General features: G+C 73.1%; 14 protein-coding genes. 8 read left to right on the top strand and 6 right to left on the bottom strand.

The genetic code is table 11. The features are described 5' to 3' along the window. The first annotated feature begins 50 nt into the window (after positions 1-50). The gene (locus ACIPW5_RS23695) at positions 51-3,128 is read left to right on the top strand and encodes a sacsin N-terminal ATP-binding-like domain-containing protein (protein ID WP_401248616.1); all 3,078 of its coding nucleotides are present in this window, start codon (positions 51-53) and stop codon (positions 3,126-3,128) included. A gap of 22 nt (positions 3,129-3,150) precedes the next feature. Here ACIPW5_RS23695 and ACIPW5_RS23690 read toward each other — a convergent pair whose 3' ends face one another. Together ACIPW5_RS23690 and ACIPW5_RS23685 are read right to left on the bottom strand one after the other, a co-directional pair. Then, positions 3,151-5,607: an HAD-IC family P-type ATPase gene (locus ACIPW5_RS23690; protein WP_401248256.1), complete on the bottom strand. Its 2,457-nt coding sequence runs from the start codon at positions 5,605-5,607 to the stop codon at positions 3,151-3,153. A gap of 87 nt (positions 5,608-5,694) precedes the next feature. Beyond that, entirely contained in the window at positions 5,695-6,006 is a 312-nt protein-coding gene (locus ACIPW5_RS23685) for a DUF2530 domain-containing protein (protein WP_401248253.1), read from the bottom strand. Between the two features lie 138 nt (positions 6,007-6,144). On the opposite strand from ACIPW5_RS23685, the gene ACIPW5_RS23680 reads away from it, so the two are divergent. Next, positions 6,145-7,572: an NCS2 family permease gene (locus tag ACIPW5_RS23680; RefSeq protein ID WP_401248250.1), complete on the top strand. Its 1,428-nt coding sequence runs from the start codon at positions 6,145-6,147 to the stop codon at positions 7,570-7,572. Here ACIPW5_RS23680 and ACIPW5_RS23675 read toward each other — a convergent pair. Further along, on the bottom strand, positions 7,565-7,747 hold the full coding sequence (locus ACIPW5_RS23675; protein WP_007265601.1) for a hypothetical protein: 183 nt from the start codon (positions 7,745-7,747) through the stop codon (positions 7,565-7,567). The genes ACIPW5_RS23680 and ACIPW5_RS23675 overlap by 8 nt on opposite strands. 149 nt (positions 7,748-7,896) lie before the next feature. On the opposite strand from ACIPW5_RS23675, the gene ACIPW5_RS23670 reads away from it, so the two are divergent. From ACIPW5_RS23670 to ACIPW5_RS23650, 5 genes are all read left to right on the top strand, one after another. Then, complete coding sequence (locus tag ACIPW5_RS23670) at positions 7,897-8,334, top strand: MarR family winged helix-turn-helix transcriptional regulator (RefSeq protein ID WP_401248247.1); 438 nt, start codon at positions 7,897-7,899, stop codon at positions 8,332-8,334. A gap of 25 nt (positions 8,335-8,359) precedes the next feature. Further along, a complete protein-coding gene (locus ACIPW5_RS23665) occupies positions 8,360-9,697 on the top strand; it encodes an MFS transporter (RefSeq protein ID WP_401248244.1) in 1,338 nt (445 codons plus the stop codon). A gap of 305 nt (positions 9,698-10,002) precedes the next feature. Next, complete coding sequence (thpR, locus tag ACIPW5_RS23660) at positions 10,003-10,557, top strand: RNA 2',3'-cyclic phosphodiesterase (protein WP_401248241.1); 555 nt, start codon at positions 10,003-10,005, stop codon at positions 10,555-10,557. Positions 10,558-10,766: 209 nt separating this feature from the next. Then, positions 10,767-11,627, top strand: coding sequence for a dimethylargininase (ddaH, locus tag ACIPW5_RS23655; protein WP_401248238.1), 861 nt, complete (start codon positions 10,767-10,769; stop codon positions 11,625-11,627). Between the two features lie 34 nt (positions 11,628-11,661). After that, complete coding sequence (locus ACIPW5_RS23650; protein WP_401248235.1) at positions 11,662-12,201, top strand: YbaK/EbsC family protein; 540 nt, start codon at positions 11,662-11,664, stop codon at positions 12,199-12,201. On the opposite strand, the gene ACIPW5_RS23645 is transcribed toward ACIPW5_RS23650, so the two are convergent. The 3 genes from ACIPW5_RS23645 to ACIPW5_RS23635 all read right to left on the bottom strand — a co-directional run bounded on the left by ACIPW5_RS23645 (position 12,198) and on the right by ACIPW5_RS23635 (position 14,835). Beyond that, positions 12,198-12,845 (bottom strand): hypothetical protein, encoded by a 648-nt coding sequence (locus ACIPW5_RS23645; protein WP_401248232.1) that lies wholly within the window; start codon positions 12,843-12,845, stop codon positions 12,198-12,200. The two genes, ACIPW5_RS23650 and ACIPW5_RS23645, sit on opposite strands and share 4 nt — an antisense overlap. Before the next feature lie 245 nt (positions 12,846-13,090). Beyond that, positions 13,091-14,080 (bottom strand): aldo/keto reductase, encoded by a 990-nt coding sequence (locus ACIPW5_RS23640; RefSeq protein ID WP_401248229.1) that lies wholly within the window; start codon positions 14,078-14,080, stop codon positions 13,091-13,093. Positions 14,081-14,139: 59 nt separating this feature from the next. After that, positions 14,140-14,835, bottom strand: a complete 696-nt coding sequence (locus tag ACIPW5_RS23635) for a GDSL-type esterase/lipase family protein (protein WP_401248226.1) — start codon at positions 14,833-14,835, stop codon at positions 14,140-14,142. A gap of 76 nt (positions 14,836-14,911) precedes the next feature. Here ACIPW5_RS23635 and ACIPW5_RS23630 point away from each other — a divergent pair, with 76 nt between their 5' ends. Continuing rightward, positions 14,912-15,949, top strand: a complete 1,038-nt coding sequence (locus ACIPW5_RS23630; protein WP_401248223.1) for a WD40 repeat domain-containing protein — start codon at positions 14,912-14,914, stop codon at positions 15,947-15,949. Positions 15,950-16,083: the final 134 nt, after the last annotated feature.

The following is a 16,083-nucleotide window of genomic DNA, read 5'->3' as shown; positions in this document are numbered from 1 at the left end:
CGTGTGGAGGCAGCGGCGTGAACGTGCGAGTGACGGCGGCCCAGAGCGGCATGGACCCCTTCAGCACCGCCCGGCTGCGGCGCGGGGTGCTCGACGCGTGGGGCGCGGGCCCGGCCCGCTTCCGCGAGGACGCCAACGCCGAGGAGGACCTCGCGCTCGGCGGCTACCGGGACCGGCTCGTCGTCGAGCTGGCCCAGAACGCCGCCGACGCCGCCGCCCGCGCCAAGGTCCCCGGCCGGCTGCGCCTGACCCTGCACCCCGCCGGACCCGACGGCCCCGCCGTGCTGGCCGCCGCCAACACCGGTGCCCCGCTCGACGCGACGGGCGTGGAGTCGCTGAGCACCCTGCGCGCCTCCGCCAAGCGGGAGAACGACCAGGGCTCCGTGGGCCGCTTCGGCGTCGGCTTCGCCGCCGTCCTGGCCGTCTCCGACGAGCCGGCGGTGCTCGGCCGGCACGGCGGCGTCCGCTGGTCCCTCGCCGAGGCCCGCGAACTGGCCCGGGAGGCCGCCGCCTTCAGCCCCGGCCTCGGCGACGAACTGCGCCGCCGCGACGGCCACGTACCGCTGCTGCGGCTGCCGCTGCCCGCCGAGGGCACCGCGCCCGAGGGCTACGACACCGTCGTCGTCCTCCCGCTGCGCGACGCCGCCGCCGAGGACCTCGCCGAACGCCTGCTGGCCGGGATCGACGACGCCCTGCTGCTGACCCTGCCCGGACTGCGCGAGGTCGTCGTCGAAACCCCCTCCGCCGGGCACCGGGTGCTCTTCCGCCGCGCGGACGGCCCGTACACCGTCATCGAGGACTCCGCCTCCGGTACCCACCGCTGGCGCACCGTCCGCCACACCGGCCCCATCGACCCCGCCCTGCTCGCCGACCGGCCCGTCGAGGAGCGGCTGCGGCCCGACTGGACGGTCACCTGGGCCGCCCCCGTCGACCCCGACGGCGCACCCCTGCGCCCCCACACCTCGCCCGTCGTGCACGCCCCGACCCCCACCGACGAACCCCTCGGCATCCCCGCCCTGCTCATCGCCTCCCTGCCGCTGGACACCACCCGCCGCCACCCCGCGCCCGGGCCGCTGACCGACTTCCTCGTGGAGCGCGCCGCCGACGCGTACGCCGAACTCCTGGACGCCTGGGACCCGGTGACCACCGGCCTGGTCGACCTGGTGCCCGGCCCGCTCGGCGGGAGCCCCCTCGACGGCGCCCTGCGCGCCGCCGTCCTCCAGCGGCTGCCCCGCACCGCGTTCCTCGCCCCGGCCGCCCCCACCGAGGAACTCCCGGCGCTGCGGCCCTTCGAGGCCGAGGTCGTCGAGGGCGCCGGCGCCGACACCGTACGGGTCCTCGCCGAGGTCCTCCCGACGCTACTGCCCGCCGGACTGGAGCGCCGCGCCGAGCTGCGCACCCTGGGCGTGGGCCGACTGCCGCTCGGCGACGCCATCGAGCGGATCGCCGGCATCGAGCGCACCCCGGACTGGTGGCACCGCCTCTACGACACCCTGGCCGGCGTGGACCCCGACCGGCTGTCGGGCCTGCCCGTGCCGCTCGCCGACGGCCGCACCACCATCGGCCCCCGCCACGTCCTGCTGCCCGGCCCGGACACCCCCGCGGACCTGGCCCGCCTCGGCCTGAAGGTGGCCCACCCGGAAGCCGCGCACCCGCTGCTGGAGAAGCTGGGCGCGCTCCCCGCCACCGCGCGCGCCGTCCTGACGACCCCGCAGGTCCGCGCCGCCGTGGCCGCCTCCCTGGACGCGGGCGAGGTCTGGGACGAGGACGCGCCGGACCCGGAGGAGCTCGCCGACACCGTCCTGGCGCTGGTCCGCGCGGCCGGTCTGACGCCCGGCGAGGAGCCCTGGCTGGGCGCGCTGGCCCTGCCCGACGAGGACGGCGAGCCCACCCCCGCCGGGGAGCTGCTGCTCGCCGGGAGCCCACTGGCTTCGGTGCTCCGCGAGGACGAAGTCCCTTACCTGGACGCCGGGTTCGCCGCCCGCTGGGACGCGGACACCCTGGCCGCGTGCGGGGTGCTGACCTCGTTCCAGCTGGTCCGCGCCACCGACGTGGTCCTCGACCCGGACGAACTGGAGCCCCGCGAAGGGGACTTCGCCGAGCCCGACGACGCCGGTCTGCTGGACGCGGTCGACGTGTGGTGCGAGGACCTCCTCGACCAGTTCCCCGACACCCCGGTGCCGCCGGTGGCGACCGAGCTGATCGCCGTCCGGGACCTGGACCTCGTCGACGACGACCGCTGGCCGCAGGCCCTGGCGATGCTCGCGCAGCCCCCGCTGCGCGACGCCCTGACCCAGCCGGTGCGGATCCTGCTCCCGGACGGCACCACGCATTCGGTGCGCTCGTACACCGCCTGGTGGCTGCGCGACCACCCGGTGCTGGACGGCCGCCGCCCGGCCGGACTGCGGGCGGCGGGCGGCGATCCGCTGCTCGCGGGCCTGTACACCCCGGCGGACGCGACCGGCTTCGAGGACGAGCAGGTGCTGCGGGCCCTGGGCGTACGCACCTCCGTGCGCGCCCTGCTGGAGGAGCCCGGCGGCGCGGCCGAGCTGCTGGGCCGGCTCGCCGACCCGGACCGCGAGGTCACCGGGCAGCAGCTGCACGGCCTGTACGGGGCGCTGGCCGATCTGGACCCGGAGCAGGTGACGCTGCCGGACGAACTGCGGGCGGTGGTGGACGGCGAGGTGGTCGTGGTGGACGCGGCCGACGCGGTCGTCGCCGACGCCCCGGACCTGCTCCCGCTGACGGCGGGCCTGCCGCTGCTGCCGGTCTCCCCGGCACGTGCGGGGGACCTGGCGGACCTGTTCCAGGTGCGCCGGCTGTCGGAGACGGTCCCGGCGGAGGTGAGCACGCCGGGCGAGGAGCACGAGGTCCCGGAGCCGGTACGGGTCCTGCTCGGCCCGGCCACCCCGGCGACGTACGTGGAGCACGAGGAGCTGGTGGCGGGCGGCACCGAGCTGGACTGGCGGCTCACCCCGGACGGGGTGCTGCACGCGGCGACCCTGGAGGGCGTGGCGGCGGGCCTGGCCTGGTCGGCGTCCCAGTGGCCGCGCCGCTTCGAGGTGGCGGCCCTGCTGGAGGACCCGTCCCGGACGGCGGAGCTGGCCCGGGACCGCTGGTTCGACTAGCCGGGCGGGCCGGCCGGTCCCGTCAGGCCGGGAACCGGCGGTCCACCCATCGGAAGGTGAACTCGATCGCGGCGGAGGCGGCCGCCGCGATCGCGACCGCGATCCACGGCATGGTCACGCCCTCCAGCTTGAGCTGGAAGAAGTCCTGGAGCCACGGCACGACGAGGACGACGAGGAAGGCCCCGCCCATCGCGCCGACCAGGGCCACCCGCCACCACGTGTAGGGGCGGGCGATGATCGCCAGCACCCACATCGAGGTCAGGAACAGGGTGAGCGTCGCCGCGCTGGTCTCGGCCTTGAGGGCGTCCGGGCCGCTGTAGTGGGCGCGGGCGACCAGGTAGGTCACGAAGGTGGCCACGGCCGCGATGGTGCCGCCGGGGATCGCGTAGCGCATCACCCGCTTCACGAAGTGCGGTTTGGCGCGCTCCTTGTTCGGGGCGAGCGCCAGGAAGAAGGCCGGGATGCCGATGGTGAGGGTGGACAGCAGGGTGAGGTGGCGCGGCAGGAAGGGGTATTCGACCTGCGAGCACACCACCAGGATCGCCAGCAGCACCGAGTAGACCGTCTTGGTGAGGAAGAGGGTCGCGACGCGGGTGATGTTGCCGATGACCCGGCGGCCTTCGGCGACCACCGAGGGGAGGGTGGCGAAGCTGTTGTTCAGCAGCACGATCTGCGCGACGGCGCGGGTCGCCTCGGAGCCGGAGCCCATGCTGACGCCGATGTCGGCGTCCTTGAGGGCGAGGACGTCGTTGACGCCGTCGCCGGTCATGGCGACGGTGTGGCCGTTGGACTGGAGGGCGCCGACCATGTCCCGCTTCTGCTGCGGGGTGACGCGGCCGAAGACGGAGTTCCCGTCGAGGACCTCGGCCATCTCGGCCCGTTCGGCGGGCAGCTCGCGGGCGTCGACGGTGTTCTGCGCGCCGGGCAGGCCCAGCTTGCCGGCGACCGCGCCGACGGAGACGGCGTTGTCGCCGGAGATGACCTTCGCCTTGACGTTCTGCTCGTCGAAGTAGCGCAGGGTTTCGGCGGCGTCGGGGCGCAGCCGCTGTTCCAGGACGACGAGGGCGGTGGGCCGGACTCCGGTGGCGACGGCGGGGTCGTCGAGCTCGCGGGTGGAGCGGGCGAGGAGCAGGACCCGCAGTCCCTGTTCGTTGAGGCCGTTGATCTCGTCGAGGGCGGGGTCCCCGGCGGGCAGGAGCACGTCGGGGGCGCCGAGCAGCCAGGTGTTGTTCTCGCCGTCGCCCTCGCTGAAGCTGGCGCCGCTGTACTTGCGGGCGGAGGAGAAGGGGAGGGATTCGGTGCAGCGCCACTCGGCGCTGTCGGGGTAGGCGTCGATGATGGCCTGGAGGCTGGCGTTGGGGCGGGGGTCGGATTCGCCGAGGGCGCCGAGGACCTTCTTGACGTACTCGGCTTCCGTGCCGCCGAGGGGGCGGAGTTCGGTGACGTCCATGCCGCCTTCGGTGAGGGTGCCGGTCTTGTCGAGGCAGACGACGTCGACGCGGGCGAGGCCCTCGATGGCGGGGAGTTCCTGGACGAGGCACTGTTTGCGGCCGAGCCGGATGACGCCGATGGCGAAGGCGACGGAGGTGAGGAGGACCAGGCCCTCGGGGATCATCGGGACGATGCCGCCGACGGTGCGGGCGATGGAGTCCTTGAGGTTGGAGTCCTTGACGACGAGCTGGCTGATGATGAGGCCGATGGAGGTCGGGATCATCATCCAGGTGACGTACTTGAGGATGGTGGAGATGCCGGAGCGCAGCTCGGAGTGGACGAGGGTGAAGCGGGAGGCTTCTTCGGCGAGCTGGGCGGCGTAGGCCTCGCGGCCGACCTTGGTGGCGGTGAAGGCGCCGCCGCCGGCGACGACGAACGAGCCGGACATGACCTGGTCGCCGGGCTTCTTGAGGACGGGGTCGGCCTCGCCGGTGAGCAGGGACTCGTCGATCTCCAGTCCGTCGGCCTCGCCGACGAGGCCGTCGACGACGACCTTGTCGCCGGGTCCGAGTTCGATGACGTCGTCGAGGACGATCTCGGAGGTGGAGACCTCTGCGGTGGTGCCGTCGCGGCGGACGCTGGGTTTGGCCTCGCCGATGACGGCGAGGCCGTCGAGGGTCTTCTTGGCGCGGAGTTCCTGGATGATGCCGATGCCGGTGTTCGCGATGATCACGAAGCCGAAGAGGCTGTCCTGGATCGGCGCGACGATCAGCATGATCACCCACAGGACGCCGATGATGGCGTTGAAGCGGGTGAAGACGTTGGCGCGGACGATGTCGGCGGTGGAGCGGGACGAGCGTACGGGGACGTCGTTGACGTCGCCGCGGGCCACACGTTCGGCGACCTCGGCGGTGCTGAGGCCGCCCGGCTTGAAGCGGGGGGCCGGGGGTTTCACCGGGTGGACGGGGTCGAGCTCGGCGCCCGCGTCGATGGCGGGGCCGCCGGCCCGTTCCGGCCCGTCGTGGTCGATGCTCGCCCGCTGCGTCATGCTTTCGACGGTAAGGGCGGTTCGGGCGGTTCACCCGCCGAGAAGTCGGAAGATCCGACTTCAGGATGACCCGAATCGTCCCCCGGTCTAAGCTCCGCCGCCCGCCTGCGGAGCCGGTCCGGCCTCCGTGTCCGCCGCGGCCCGGGCCGCCTGTTCCGCCGCGTGGCGCTTGAGGGCGGCGTCGCGGCCGCGGACGTACCAGATGCCGATCAGGCCGAGCCCGCCGCCGGCGGCGCAGGTCCACACCCACCACAGCATGTCGCGGTCGGCGAACCAGCCGTAGAAGGGCAGCTGGACGAGGAACAGGGCGAACCAGAGGATCGTGCCGCCGGTGATGGTGGCGACAACCGGGCCCTCCAGGGGCTCGGGCGCCTCGTGCTTCGCAGTCCACTTCGCCATGGGGCCAAGTCTAGGTGGCTCGTTTTGGGGTCTACGCGCGGAGATGGACGGCCCTTCGTTCATGTGTTCATACTGAAACGGTTTGTCTACGACCGGATTCGTTCGTATGAACCGCCCAATAAACCGTTTGAGGACCGCATGAGCACCTCGGCACCCGCCGCGGCCCCCACCACCGGCCTGGACCGGTACTTCAAGATCTCCGAACGCGGCTCGACCGTCGCCCGCGAGGTCCGGGGCGGCTTCGCCACCTTCTTCGCGATGGCCTACATCATCGTGCTGAACCCGATCATCCTGGGCAGCGCGAAGGACATGTACGGGCACCAGCTCGACGGCGGCCAGCTCGTCACCGCCACCGTCCTGACCGCCGCCTTCACCACCCTCCTCATGGGTGTGATCGGCAACGTCCCGATCGCCCTGGCGGCCGGCCTCGGCGTCAACACCGTCGTGGCCCTCCAGCTGGCCCCGCGCATGAGCTGGCCCGACGCCATGGGCATGGTCGTCCTCGCCGGCTTCGTGGTGATGCTGCTGGTCGCCACCGGCCTGCGCGAGCGCGTCATGAACGCCGTCCCGCAGGGCCTGCGCAAGGGCATCGCGATCGGCATCGGCCTCTTCATCATGCTGATCGGCCTGGTCGACTCCGGCTTCGTCACCCGCATCCCGGACGCCGCGCACACCACGGTCCCGCTCCAGCTCGGCAGCAACGGCCACCTGCACGGCTGGCCGGTCCTGATCTTCGTCGTCGGCGTGCTGCTCACGCTCGCGCTGCTGATCCGCAAGACGCCCGGCGCGATCCTGATCTCCATCGTCGTCATGACCGTCGTCGCGGTCGGCGTGCAGCTGGTCGCCGACCTGCCCGACACGGCCTGGGGCCTGACCGTGCCGCAGTGGCCGGGCAACCCGGTGGCCGCACCCGACTTCGGGCTCGTCGGCCAGGTCAGCCTCTTCGGCGGCTTCGGCAAGGTCGGCCTGCTCACCGGCGTCCTCTTCGTCTTCACCGTGCTGCTGTCCTGCTTCTTCGACGCGATGGGCACCATCCTCGGCGTCGGCGACGAGGCCAAGCTGACCCAGCCGGACGGCACCTTCCCCGGCATCAACCGCGTCCTGCTCATCGACGGCCTGGCCGTCGCCTCCGGCGGCGCCACCTCGTCCTCCGCCACCACCTGCTTCGTGGAGTCCACGGCGGGCGTCGGCGAGGGCGCCCGCACGGGCCTGGCCAACGTGGTGACCGGCGGCCTCTTCGCCGTCTCGCTCTTCCTGACCCCGCTCGCCACGATGGTCCCCTCGCAGGCCGCCACCCCCGCCCTCGTGGCGGTCGGCTTCCTGATCCTGGCGGGCTCGGTCAAGGACATCGACTGGAACGACTTCACCATCGCCGTCCCGGCCTTCCTGGCCATGGTGATGATGCCGTTCACCTACTCGATCACCAACGGCATCGGCATCGGCTTCATCAGCTTCGCCGTGCTGCGGCTGGCGACGGGCCGGGGCCGCGAGGTCCCGCCCGCCATGTACGCCGTGTCCGCGGTGTTCGTCTTCTACTACGCGATGCCGGCCCTCGGCCTCACGTGAGCCCGTAGAACTTCTCCGTCTCGTCGACGGCGGCCTTGAACCGCTCGTCGAAGTCGTCGCGAATGAGCGTCCGGACCACATAGTCCTGGACGCTCATTCCGCGTTTGGCGGCATGGTGCCGGAGCCGTTCCAGCAGCTCCCCGTCTATGCGCATGCTCAGCACATGTGTCCCCATGCCCGACAGGGTCGGGGCAGAGGGTGCGGACGCGTGTCACTTTCGGCCGCCCACTCACCCGTACGAGTGAGACGGCAGCGTTCTGCAGGGTCTTCCGGGGCCCCCGAAACCGTTTTTCCTTAGGAAGAGTAATGAGTTACTCTAAAGACATGCATGACCTCTCCCATGGCGACGACGCCGCCGCCGTGAACGATCTGCGCTCCGCCGTGATGCGGCTGGGCCGGCGCCTGAAGCACCAGCGCGTCGACGAATCGCTCAGCCCGACCGAGATGTCGGTGCTCGGCACCCTCGCCCGCTGCGGCCAGGCCACCCCCGGTGAGCTGGCCCGCCGCGAGCACGTCCAGCCCCCGTCGATGACGCGCATCGTCGCCCTGCTGGAAGCCAAGGGACTGGTCACGCTCGAACCGCACCCCGAGGACCGCCGCCAGAAGGTGGTCCGCCAGACCGAGGAGGCCGAAACGATGCTCGAAGAGAGCCGTCGCAAGCGCAACGCCTTCCTGGCAGGGCTCGCGGCCGAGCTCACCGAGGACGAATGGGCCAAGCTCCGCGCGGCCGCACCCGTCCTGGAGAAGCTCGCCCACCTATAGGAACGACGCCAGGAGGCGAACGCTTTTGAGTACGGGAACCGGAGCAGACTCCGCACCCGGCCATACATCCACCCCTACCCGCGCCGCGAGCAGGAACTCCATGTTCAGCTCGCTGAAGATCCGGAACTACCGGCTCTTCGCCACCGGCCAGGTCGTCTCGAACACGGGCACCTGGATGCAGCGGATCGCGCAGGACTGGCTGGTCCTCTCCCTGACCGGGTCCGCGTCCGCCGTCGGCATCACCATCGCCCTGCAGTTCCTGCCGATGCTGCTCTTCGGGCTCTACGGAGGCGTACTCGCCGACCGGCTGCCCAAGCGGCCGCTGCTGATCGCCACCCAGAGCGCGATGGGCCTCACCGGCGTCGCACTCGCCGCGCTCACCCTGGCCGGACACGTCCAGGTGTGGCACGTCTACCTCGCCGCCTTCCTGATCGGCCTGGTCACCGTCGTGGACAACCCGGCCCGGCAGACGTTCGTCTCCGAGATGGTCGGCCCCGCGCAGCTCGCCAACGCGGTCAGCCTGAACTCCGCGAACTTCCAGTCCGCGCGGCTGGTCGGCCCGGCGATCGCCGGCGTGCTCATCACCGCCGTCGGCTCCGGCTGGGCCTTCCTGCTGAACGGCCTGTCCTTCGCCGCGCCCATCGCGGGCCTGCTGCTGATGCGCACGCACGAACTGCACCCCGTCACCCCGCAGCCGCGCGCCAAGGGCCAGCTGAGAGAGGGCCTGCGGTACGTCGCGGGCCGGCCCGAGCTGGTCTGGCCGATCGTGCTGGTCGGCTTCATCGGCACCTTCGGGTTCAACTTCCCGATCTGGCTGTCGGCCTTCACCGACGACGTCTTTCACGGGGACGCGGGCACGTACGGGCTGTTCAACACCCTGATCGCGGCCGGCTCCCTGGCCGGCGCCCTGCTGGCGGCCCGCCGCGGGCACTCCCGCCTGCGGCTGCTGGTGGCGGCGGCCGTGCTCTTCTCGGCCCTGCTGCTGGTCACCGCGTTCGCGCCGGGCTTCTGGCTCTTCGCCGCGCTGCTGGTGCCGATCGGGATGTTCGGCCTGACCGTCAACGTCGTGGCGAACTCCAGCGTCCAGATGGCCACCGACCCCGAGATGCGGGGGCGGGTCATGGCCCTGTTCATGATGGTCTTCACCGGCGGCACCCCGGTCGGGGCCCCGCTGGTCGGCTGGATCACGGACACCTACGGGGCGCGGCTCGGCATGGCCGCGGGCGGCGTGATCTCCCTCGCGGCGGCGGTGGCCGTCGGCCTGGTCCTCTCGCGCGTCGGCAACCTCCGGCTCCGCCTGAACCGCCACGGCATCGCCTTCGTCCCGGCCGTGACGCGGCGCGAGCTGGCCCGCGCCGCGTAGGCCCCTTTCTTGACGCGCCGGGGCCGGGGCCGGGTGGGGTGGCCGGTGCCGGTGGGCGGGTGCGGGTGGGTGGGCCGCTGCGCGGGGCAGAGGTCCCCTACCCGCCCTTCCACCGTTCCCAGGGGCTGCGCCCCTGACCCCGTACGGCGCTACCGCGCCCGCGCCTCAAACGCCGGCGAGGCTGATTCAGCCTCGCCGGCGTTTGAGGCGCGGGGTCTGGGGCGGAGCCCCAGGGAACGGGCGAAGGGCGGGGCGGGGACCTCGCCCCGCGCAGCGCCGCGGCAGCGACGGGTAACTTCGGAAGCGTGAGACTGTTCGCCGCCGTGCTGCCCGAGGACCGGGCCGTCGCCGAGTTGCGGGAAGCCCTCGCCGCGGTGCCGCGCCCCGAGGGCCTGCGCTGGACCGCGGAAGCGGGCTGGCACTTCACGCTCGCCTTCATGGGCGAGGTCCCCGACCCCCTCCTCCCCGACCTCCACGCCCGCCTCGCCCGCGCAGCCCACCGCAGCGCCCCCTTCCCGCTCCGCCTCCACGGCGCCGGCCACTTCGGCGACCGCGCCCTGTGGACCGGCGCCGCCGGCGGGACCGACGCGCTGCGGCTGCTCGCCGGGCGGGCGGAGGCCGCCGCCCGCCGGGCCGGGGTGGCCATGGAGCACCACCGCCGCTACACCCCGCACCTCACCCTCGCCCGCGGCCGCCACGGCACCGACCTGCGGCCCTGCCTCGACGCCCTCACCGGCTTCGAGGGCACGCCCTGGCGGGTCGACGCCCTCAGCCTGGTCCGCAGCAACCTCCCCTCCTCCGGCGTCCCCGGCGAACAGCCCCGCTACGAGGTCGTCGAGGCCTGGCCGCTCCGAGGCTGAGCGTTCGGGGACGGTTCATCCCCCGGTGGCCCGTACTTCGGGGCACGGAATCCGGATTCCGGTGAAACAGAAGCAGTAGAGGCGGTCCCGGCATGCTCCGGACCAGTACCTGGCAAGCCGCCCGCCCGCTGACACCGCACCGACGGCCGCCCCGCCACCACCCCGCGGGACGGTCCGGAGTCCCTCCGGCCACCCTCGAAGGAGTCCCCGTGCCGCTCACCGAGCCGACTGCGACCGCAACCGCCGCCACGACGGCGACCGCGCGCGTCGCCACCCGCCGCAGGCTGCTGATGTGCCGACCCCGGCACTACGACGTCACGTACTCGATCAACCCCTGGATGCATCCGGAGAACAGCACCGATCCCGCCCTCGCCGTCCGCCAGTGGGAGGGGCTGCGCGACCTGTACCGCGAACTCGGCCACTTCGTCGAGGAGATCGACCCCGTCGAGGGCCTGCCCGACATGGTGTTCGCCGCGAACGGCGCCACCGTCGTCGACGGCAAGGTCTACGGCGCGCGGTTCCGGCACGCGCAGCGCACCGCCGAGGGGCCGGCGTACCTGGGCTGGTTCGAGCGCCGCGGCTACCGCGACGTGCTGTGGCCCGAGTTCATCAACGAGGGCGAGGGCGACTTCCTCACCGTCGGCCGCCGGCTCCTCGCCGGCACCGGCTTCCGCACCGACCCGCGTGCGCACGCCGAGGCCCAGGAGTTCTTCGGCCTGCCGGTGACGAGCCTGACCCTCGTCGACCCGGAGTACTACCACCTGGACACGGCCCTGGCCGTGCTCTCCGACGACGAGGTCATGTACTACCCGGCCGCCTTCTCCGAGGGCAGCCGGGCCGTGCTCCGCACGATGTTCCCCCACGCGATCCTCGCCACCGCCGAGGACGCCGCGGTCTTCGGGCTGAACGCCTTCTCCGACGGCCGCCACGTGCTGCTGCCGGAGGCGGCGACCGGCCTGATGGCCCAGCTCAGCGCGCGCGGCTTCGAGCCCGTCGGGGTCGGACTGTCCGAGCTCCTCAAGGCGGGCGGCAGCGTGAAGTGCTGCACCCTGGAGCTGCGCGACCGCTGAGTCACCACCGACCCAGTTTCCGGAAAGGACCGTTGTGACCTCTGCGACCGCGATCGCGGACAGCTACGCCCGCCTGCTCGACCTCCTGGCGGACGCCGGAGCCGACTACCGGCTGCTGCGCCACGCTCCGGAGGGGCGTACCGAACTCGCCAGCCTGATACGCGGCCACAGCCTCGAACAGGCCGCCAAATGCCTGGTCATCAGGGTCGCGCTGGGGCGCAAACAGCGCCGCTACGTGATCGCCGTGGTGCCGGGCCACTGCCGGGTGGACCTGGAGGCGGTGCGGGCCGAGTACGGCGGCACGAACGCCTCCTTCGCGGTCCGCGAGGTCGCCGAGGAGCTGACGGGCTGCGTCAGCGGGTCGATCATGCCGGTGAGCTTCGACCCGGCCGTGGAGGTGGTCGTCGACCCGACGCTGCTGGCGCACGAGGAGATCTGGTTCAACGCGGGCCGCCTCGACGTGTCGGTGGCCCTGCGCACCGCCGGCTACCTGGCACTGGCACGGCCGCGCGTGGCCCAGGTCAGCGAGGAGCCGGCACTGGTCCAGGGGGGCCGGGGGGTCCAGGGGGTCTAGGGGGTCATCCCTTCCCGGCCGCGGGTGAGGGTGACGTACAGGTACTCGTCGAGGAGCTTGGCCAGGCTGACGTCCTCCCTGCCCAGGTAGGCGGTGAGTGCGTGCTCCTCCAGGCCGCTCTCGGCGAGCGCGGCCCGCGCCCAGGCCCGGCCGGTGTGCAGGTGCCGGGCGAAGGCCCGCTCGTCGCGGGCGCCGTGCAGGGTGACGGCGATGGCCGCGTCCCACGGCATCACGGTGTGCGGCCGCACCGCGAACAGGGCCTTGGCGGCGGCCGTCGGACCGAGGGTGCGGCGGCCCGCCGGCAGGGCGGCCAGTTCCCCGTACGCGGCGGCGAGCGCGCCGACCTCCGCGTCGGTGAGGGCCGCGATCGGGGTCCGGGGCAGGGTGTGCCGGGCCCACCAGGCGGCGAGCCCGGCGTCCAGCGGGTCGGGTTCGCCCCGGCGCGGGTAGCGCAGGCGGCAGCCCCAGGCGTTGAGCCAGCGGTGCAGGGCGGTGCGGTGCGCGGCCTCGGAGAGGTCGATGCCGGGTGCCGTGGCCGCGAGCAGGGCCCCCCAACTGAGGTCGGCCCGGTAGCGGGCGTACACCCGGGCGGCGGCCCGCAGTCCGTCGAGTCCGGGCGCGGGCGGCAGGGCGTCGGTGACCATGACGCAAGTCTCGCAGCCCCTGGCGAGGGGTGTGGGCAGGTTCGCGTTAGTCTCGACGGGTGGACCCGAAGACCAGAAACCGTGTCATGGCCGGTGTGCTCGTGCTGATGTTCGTCGTCGTCGCGGTGGCGGCCGCGGTGGGCCAGTAGCCCTCCGCACCCCTGCCGTTCCGCGTACGCCCGTACCCGCCCGCCCCGCCCGCGCTCGAAGCGCGGGCGGGGCGGTTGCGTGCGGGGGCGGCGGGCCTACCAGGCGAAGGCCTCCGGCGACGGGCCCGGGCCGGGGAAGATCTCGTCGAGGGAGGCCAGGAGCTCGCCGGAGAGTTCCAGTTCCACGGCGCGCAGGGCACCGTCCAGCTGCTCGGCGGTGCGCGGGCCGACGATCGGGCCGGTGACGCCGGGGCGGGTCAGCAGCCAGGCCAGGGCGGCCTCGCCGGGTTCCAGGCCGTGCTTGTCGAGGAGGTCCTCGTAGGCCTGGATCTGCGCCCGTACGGCGGTGTTGGCGAGGGCGTCCGCGGACCGGCCGGAGGCGCGCCGGCCGGCGGTGGCCTCCTTCTTGAGGACGCCGCCCAGCAGGCCGCCGTGGAGCGGGGACCAGGGGATGACGCCGAGCCCGTACGCCTCGGCGGCCGGGATCACCTCCATCTCGGCGCGCCGCTCGGAGAGGTTGTAGAGGCACTGCTCGCTGACCAGGCCGACCATGCCGCGCCGGGCGGCCGTCTCGTTGGCCTGGGCGATCTTCCAGCCGGGGAAGTTGGAGGAGCCCGCGTAGAGGATCTTGCCCTGCTGGATCAGGACCTCGATGGCCTGCCAGATCTCCTCGAAGGGAGTCTGCCGGTCGACGTGGTGGAACTGGTAGACGTCGATGTGGTCGGTCTTCAGGCGGCGCAGGCTGTCCTCGACGGCCCGGCGGATGTTCAGGGCGGAGAGGCGGTCGTAGTTGGGCCAGGTCTCGCCCTCGCGGGACATGGAGCCGTAGACCTTGGTGGCGAGGACCGTCTTCTCGCGGCGGCCGCCGCCCTGTGCGAACCAGGTGCCGATGATCTCCTCGGTGCGGCCCTTGTTCTCACCCCACCCGTACACGTTGGCCGTGTCGAGGAAGTTGATGCCCGCGTCGAGGGCCGAGTCCATGATCGCGTGGCTCTCCGGCTCGCCCGTCTGGGGGCCGAAGTTCATGGTGCCGAGTACGAGGCGGCTGACTTTGAGACCGGTGCGTCCGAGCTGCGTGTACTTCATGGGGCCCTAGCCAACTGCTTGGAGTGCACTCCAGGCAAGACCCTTTCGCAGTACGGGATTTACCCGGTCAGCGTGGGGCGGTAAGGGCCGCCGACACCCCAGGCCTGGTGCAGGACGGCCGCGAACTCGCCCGCGAGGCGGTGCTCGCCGGAGGCGTTGGGGTGGGTGCCGTCATAGGTGTCGCGGTGGATGTCGTACCCGTCCGGGCGGGCGGCCAGCAGGATCGGCGAGGCGTCGGTGGTCAGGTCGGCGACCGCCTTGGCGAGCAGTTCGTTGAAGCGGACCACCTCCGCCGCGAAGGGCGGTTCGTCCTCGGCGCGGACGTTGGGGATCACCGGGAGGAAGACCATCCGGATCGCCGGGCGGGCCGCGCGGGCGGCGGCGACGAAGGCGCACACGTTGTCGGCGGTCTGCTCGGCGTTGGTGTAGAAGCCGAGGTCGATCAGGCCGAGGGAGACGAGCAGGACGTCCGCGCGGGCGTCGGCGGCGGCGGGCCCGACGAGGGGGGCCATGTGCTGCCAGCCCTCGCCCCAGCCGGCCAGGTGGCGGCGGGCGTCCGCGGGGAAGTCCGCGGCCGCGTAGTCCCCGCCCGCGGGGCCGTCGGAGCCGGCGTCGTACAGCGCGGTGCGCGGGCCGACGATCTCGAAGGAGCCGTCGCCCAGGGTGGCGCCGAGGTGCTGCCACATCCGGTAGCGCCAGGTGTAGTCGCCGGCGCGTCCGATGGTCATGGAGTCGCCGACGAACATGAAACGCATCCGGTCATCATCGCGGATCACGCGCCGGGAGCCCCTGTGATGCCGGACACGCCGGGCCTGGTGGCAGGCTTGTGGGATGCGCCTGCTGCCCCGGTCGACCGCCGTTCCCGCCGCTCTCGTGCTCGCCCTGCTGCCGGGGGCCGCCCTCGCGGCCGAGACCCCCGCCGCACCCGGCACCGCGTCCGGGTTCACCATCACCGACCCGCGGATCAAGGAGTCGAGCGGGCTCGCGGCCAGCCGGATCCACCCGGGCGTGTACTGGACGCACAACGACAGCGACGACGGCCCGTACGTGTACGCGGTCGACTCGGCGACGGGGAAGACGGTCGCGCGGGTGACGCTGACCGGGATCGGGACCCCGCGCGACGTGGAGGCGATCTCCCTCGGGCCGGACGGGCGGCTGTACGTCGGGGACATCGGCGACAACAAGGACGGCACCTGGGACCACGTGTGGATCTACCGCTTCCAGGAGCCCAAGGAGCTCCGCGACCAGACCGTCGGCGCCGAGCAGTTCACGGTGGGCTACGCCGACGGGCCGCGCAACGCCGAGGCCCTGATGGTGCATCCGGTGACGGGCCGGGTGTACATCGCGAGCAAGAACGAGCAGGGCGGCGGCCTGTACGAGGGGCCCGAGCGACTGTCGGCGGACGGACGCAACGTGTTCCGGCGGGTCGCGGAGGTGCCGTGGGTGACCGACGGGGCGTTCTCCCCGGACGGGACCCGGCTGACGCTGCGCGGGTACTTCACGGCCCGTACGTACGCCTGGAGGGACGGCCGCCCGGACGGCGCGGGCGAGCGGGTGGACGCACCGTGGCAGGGGCAGGCGGAGTCGGTGACGTACGCGCCGGACGGCAGGACGCTGATGTTCGGGGCGGAGGGCGCGAACAGCAAGGTGGTGGCGGTACCGGTGGCCCCGGCGGCGGCGCCGTCCGGGCCGGCCCGCACCGGCTCCCCCGAGCAGCCGGGCGGCACCCCGACGGGCGCCTCCGGGGCTCAGGGCGCGCCCGCAGGGCAGGACTCCGACAGCTTCGCCAAGGGCGCGCTGGTCCTCGCGGCCGGCACGGCCCTGGTCCTGGCGGGCAAGCGGCTGCTGCGCCGCCGCCCGAAGGCCTAGGTCGTCTCTTTCGGATCTTGCCTGACCCGCGCCGCCCGACACCGCACCTCGCCGCGTTGGCGGAGCACCCGAGTACGTCCAGTACAAGGGCGCCCCGCCAACGCGCCGATGCACGGCACCGGACGACGCGGGCT

This window comes from Streptomyces sp. NPDC090077 (assembly GCF_044747545.1).
In the GTDB taxonomy this organism is placed as follows: Bacteria; Actinomycetota; Actinomycetes; order Streptomycetales; family Streptomycetaceae; genus Streptomyces.
This window is presented reverse-complemented; position numbering and strand designations above follow the sequence as displayed.

Excerpts from the sequence above, each read along its gene's own strand:
- ACIPW5_RS23695 (WP_401248616.1), top strand. The coding sequence starts at position 51 with ATGGACCCCTTCAGCACCGCCCGGCTGCGGCGCGGGGTGCTCGACGCG.
- ACIPW5_RS23690 (WP_401248256.1), bottom strand. The coding sequence starts at position 5,607 with ATGACGCAGCGGGCGAGCATCGACCACGACGGGCCGGAACGGGCCGGC.
- ACIPW5_RS23685 (WP_401248253.1), bottom strand. The coding sequence starts at position 6,006 with ATGGCGAAGTGGACTGCGAAGCACGAGGCGCCCGAGCCCCTGGAGGGC.
- ACIPW5_RS23680 (WP_401248250.1), top strand. The coding sequence starts at position 6,145 with ATGAGCACCTCGGCACCCGCCGCGGCCCCCACCACCGGCCTGGACCGG.
- ACIPW5_RS23675 (WP_007265601.1), bottom strand. The coding sequence starts at position 7,747 with ATGGGGACACATGTGCTGAGCATGCGCATAGACGGGGAGCTGCTGGAA.
- ACIPW5_RS23670 (WP_401248247.1), top strand. The coding sequence starts at position 7,897 with ATGCATGACCTCTCCCATGGCGACGACGCCGCCGCCGTGAACGATCTG.
- ACIPW5_RS23645 (WP_401248232.1), bottom strand. The coding sequence starts at position 12,845 with ATGGTCACCGACGCCCTGCCGCCCGCGCCCGGACTCGACGGACTGCGG.
- ACIPW5_RS23640 (WP_401248229.1), bottom strand. The coding sequence starts at position 14,080 with ATGAAGTACACGCAGCTCGGACGCACCGGTCTCAAAGTCAGCCGCCTC.
- ACIPW5_RS23635 (WP_401248226.1), bottom strand. The coding sequence starts at position 14,835 with ATGCGTTTCATGTTCGTCGGCGACTCCATGACCATCGGACGCGCCGGC.
- ACIPW5_RS23630 (WP_401248223.1), top strand. The coding sequence starts at position 14,912 with ATGCGCCTGCTGCCCCGGTCGACCGCCGTTCCCGCCGCTCTCGTGCTC.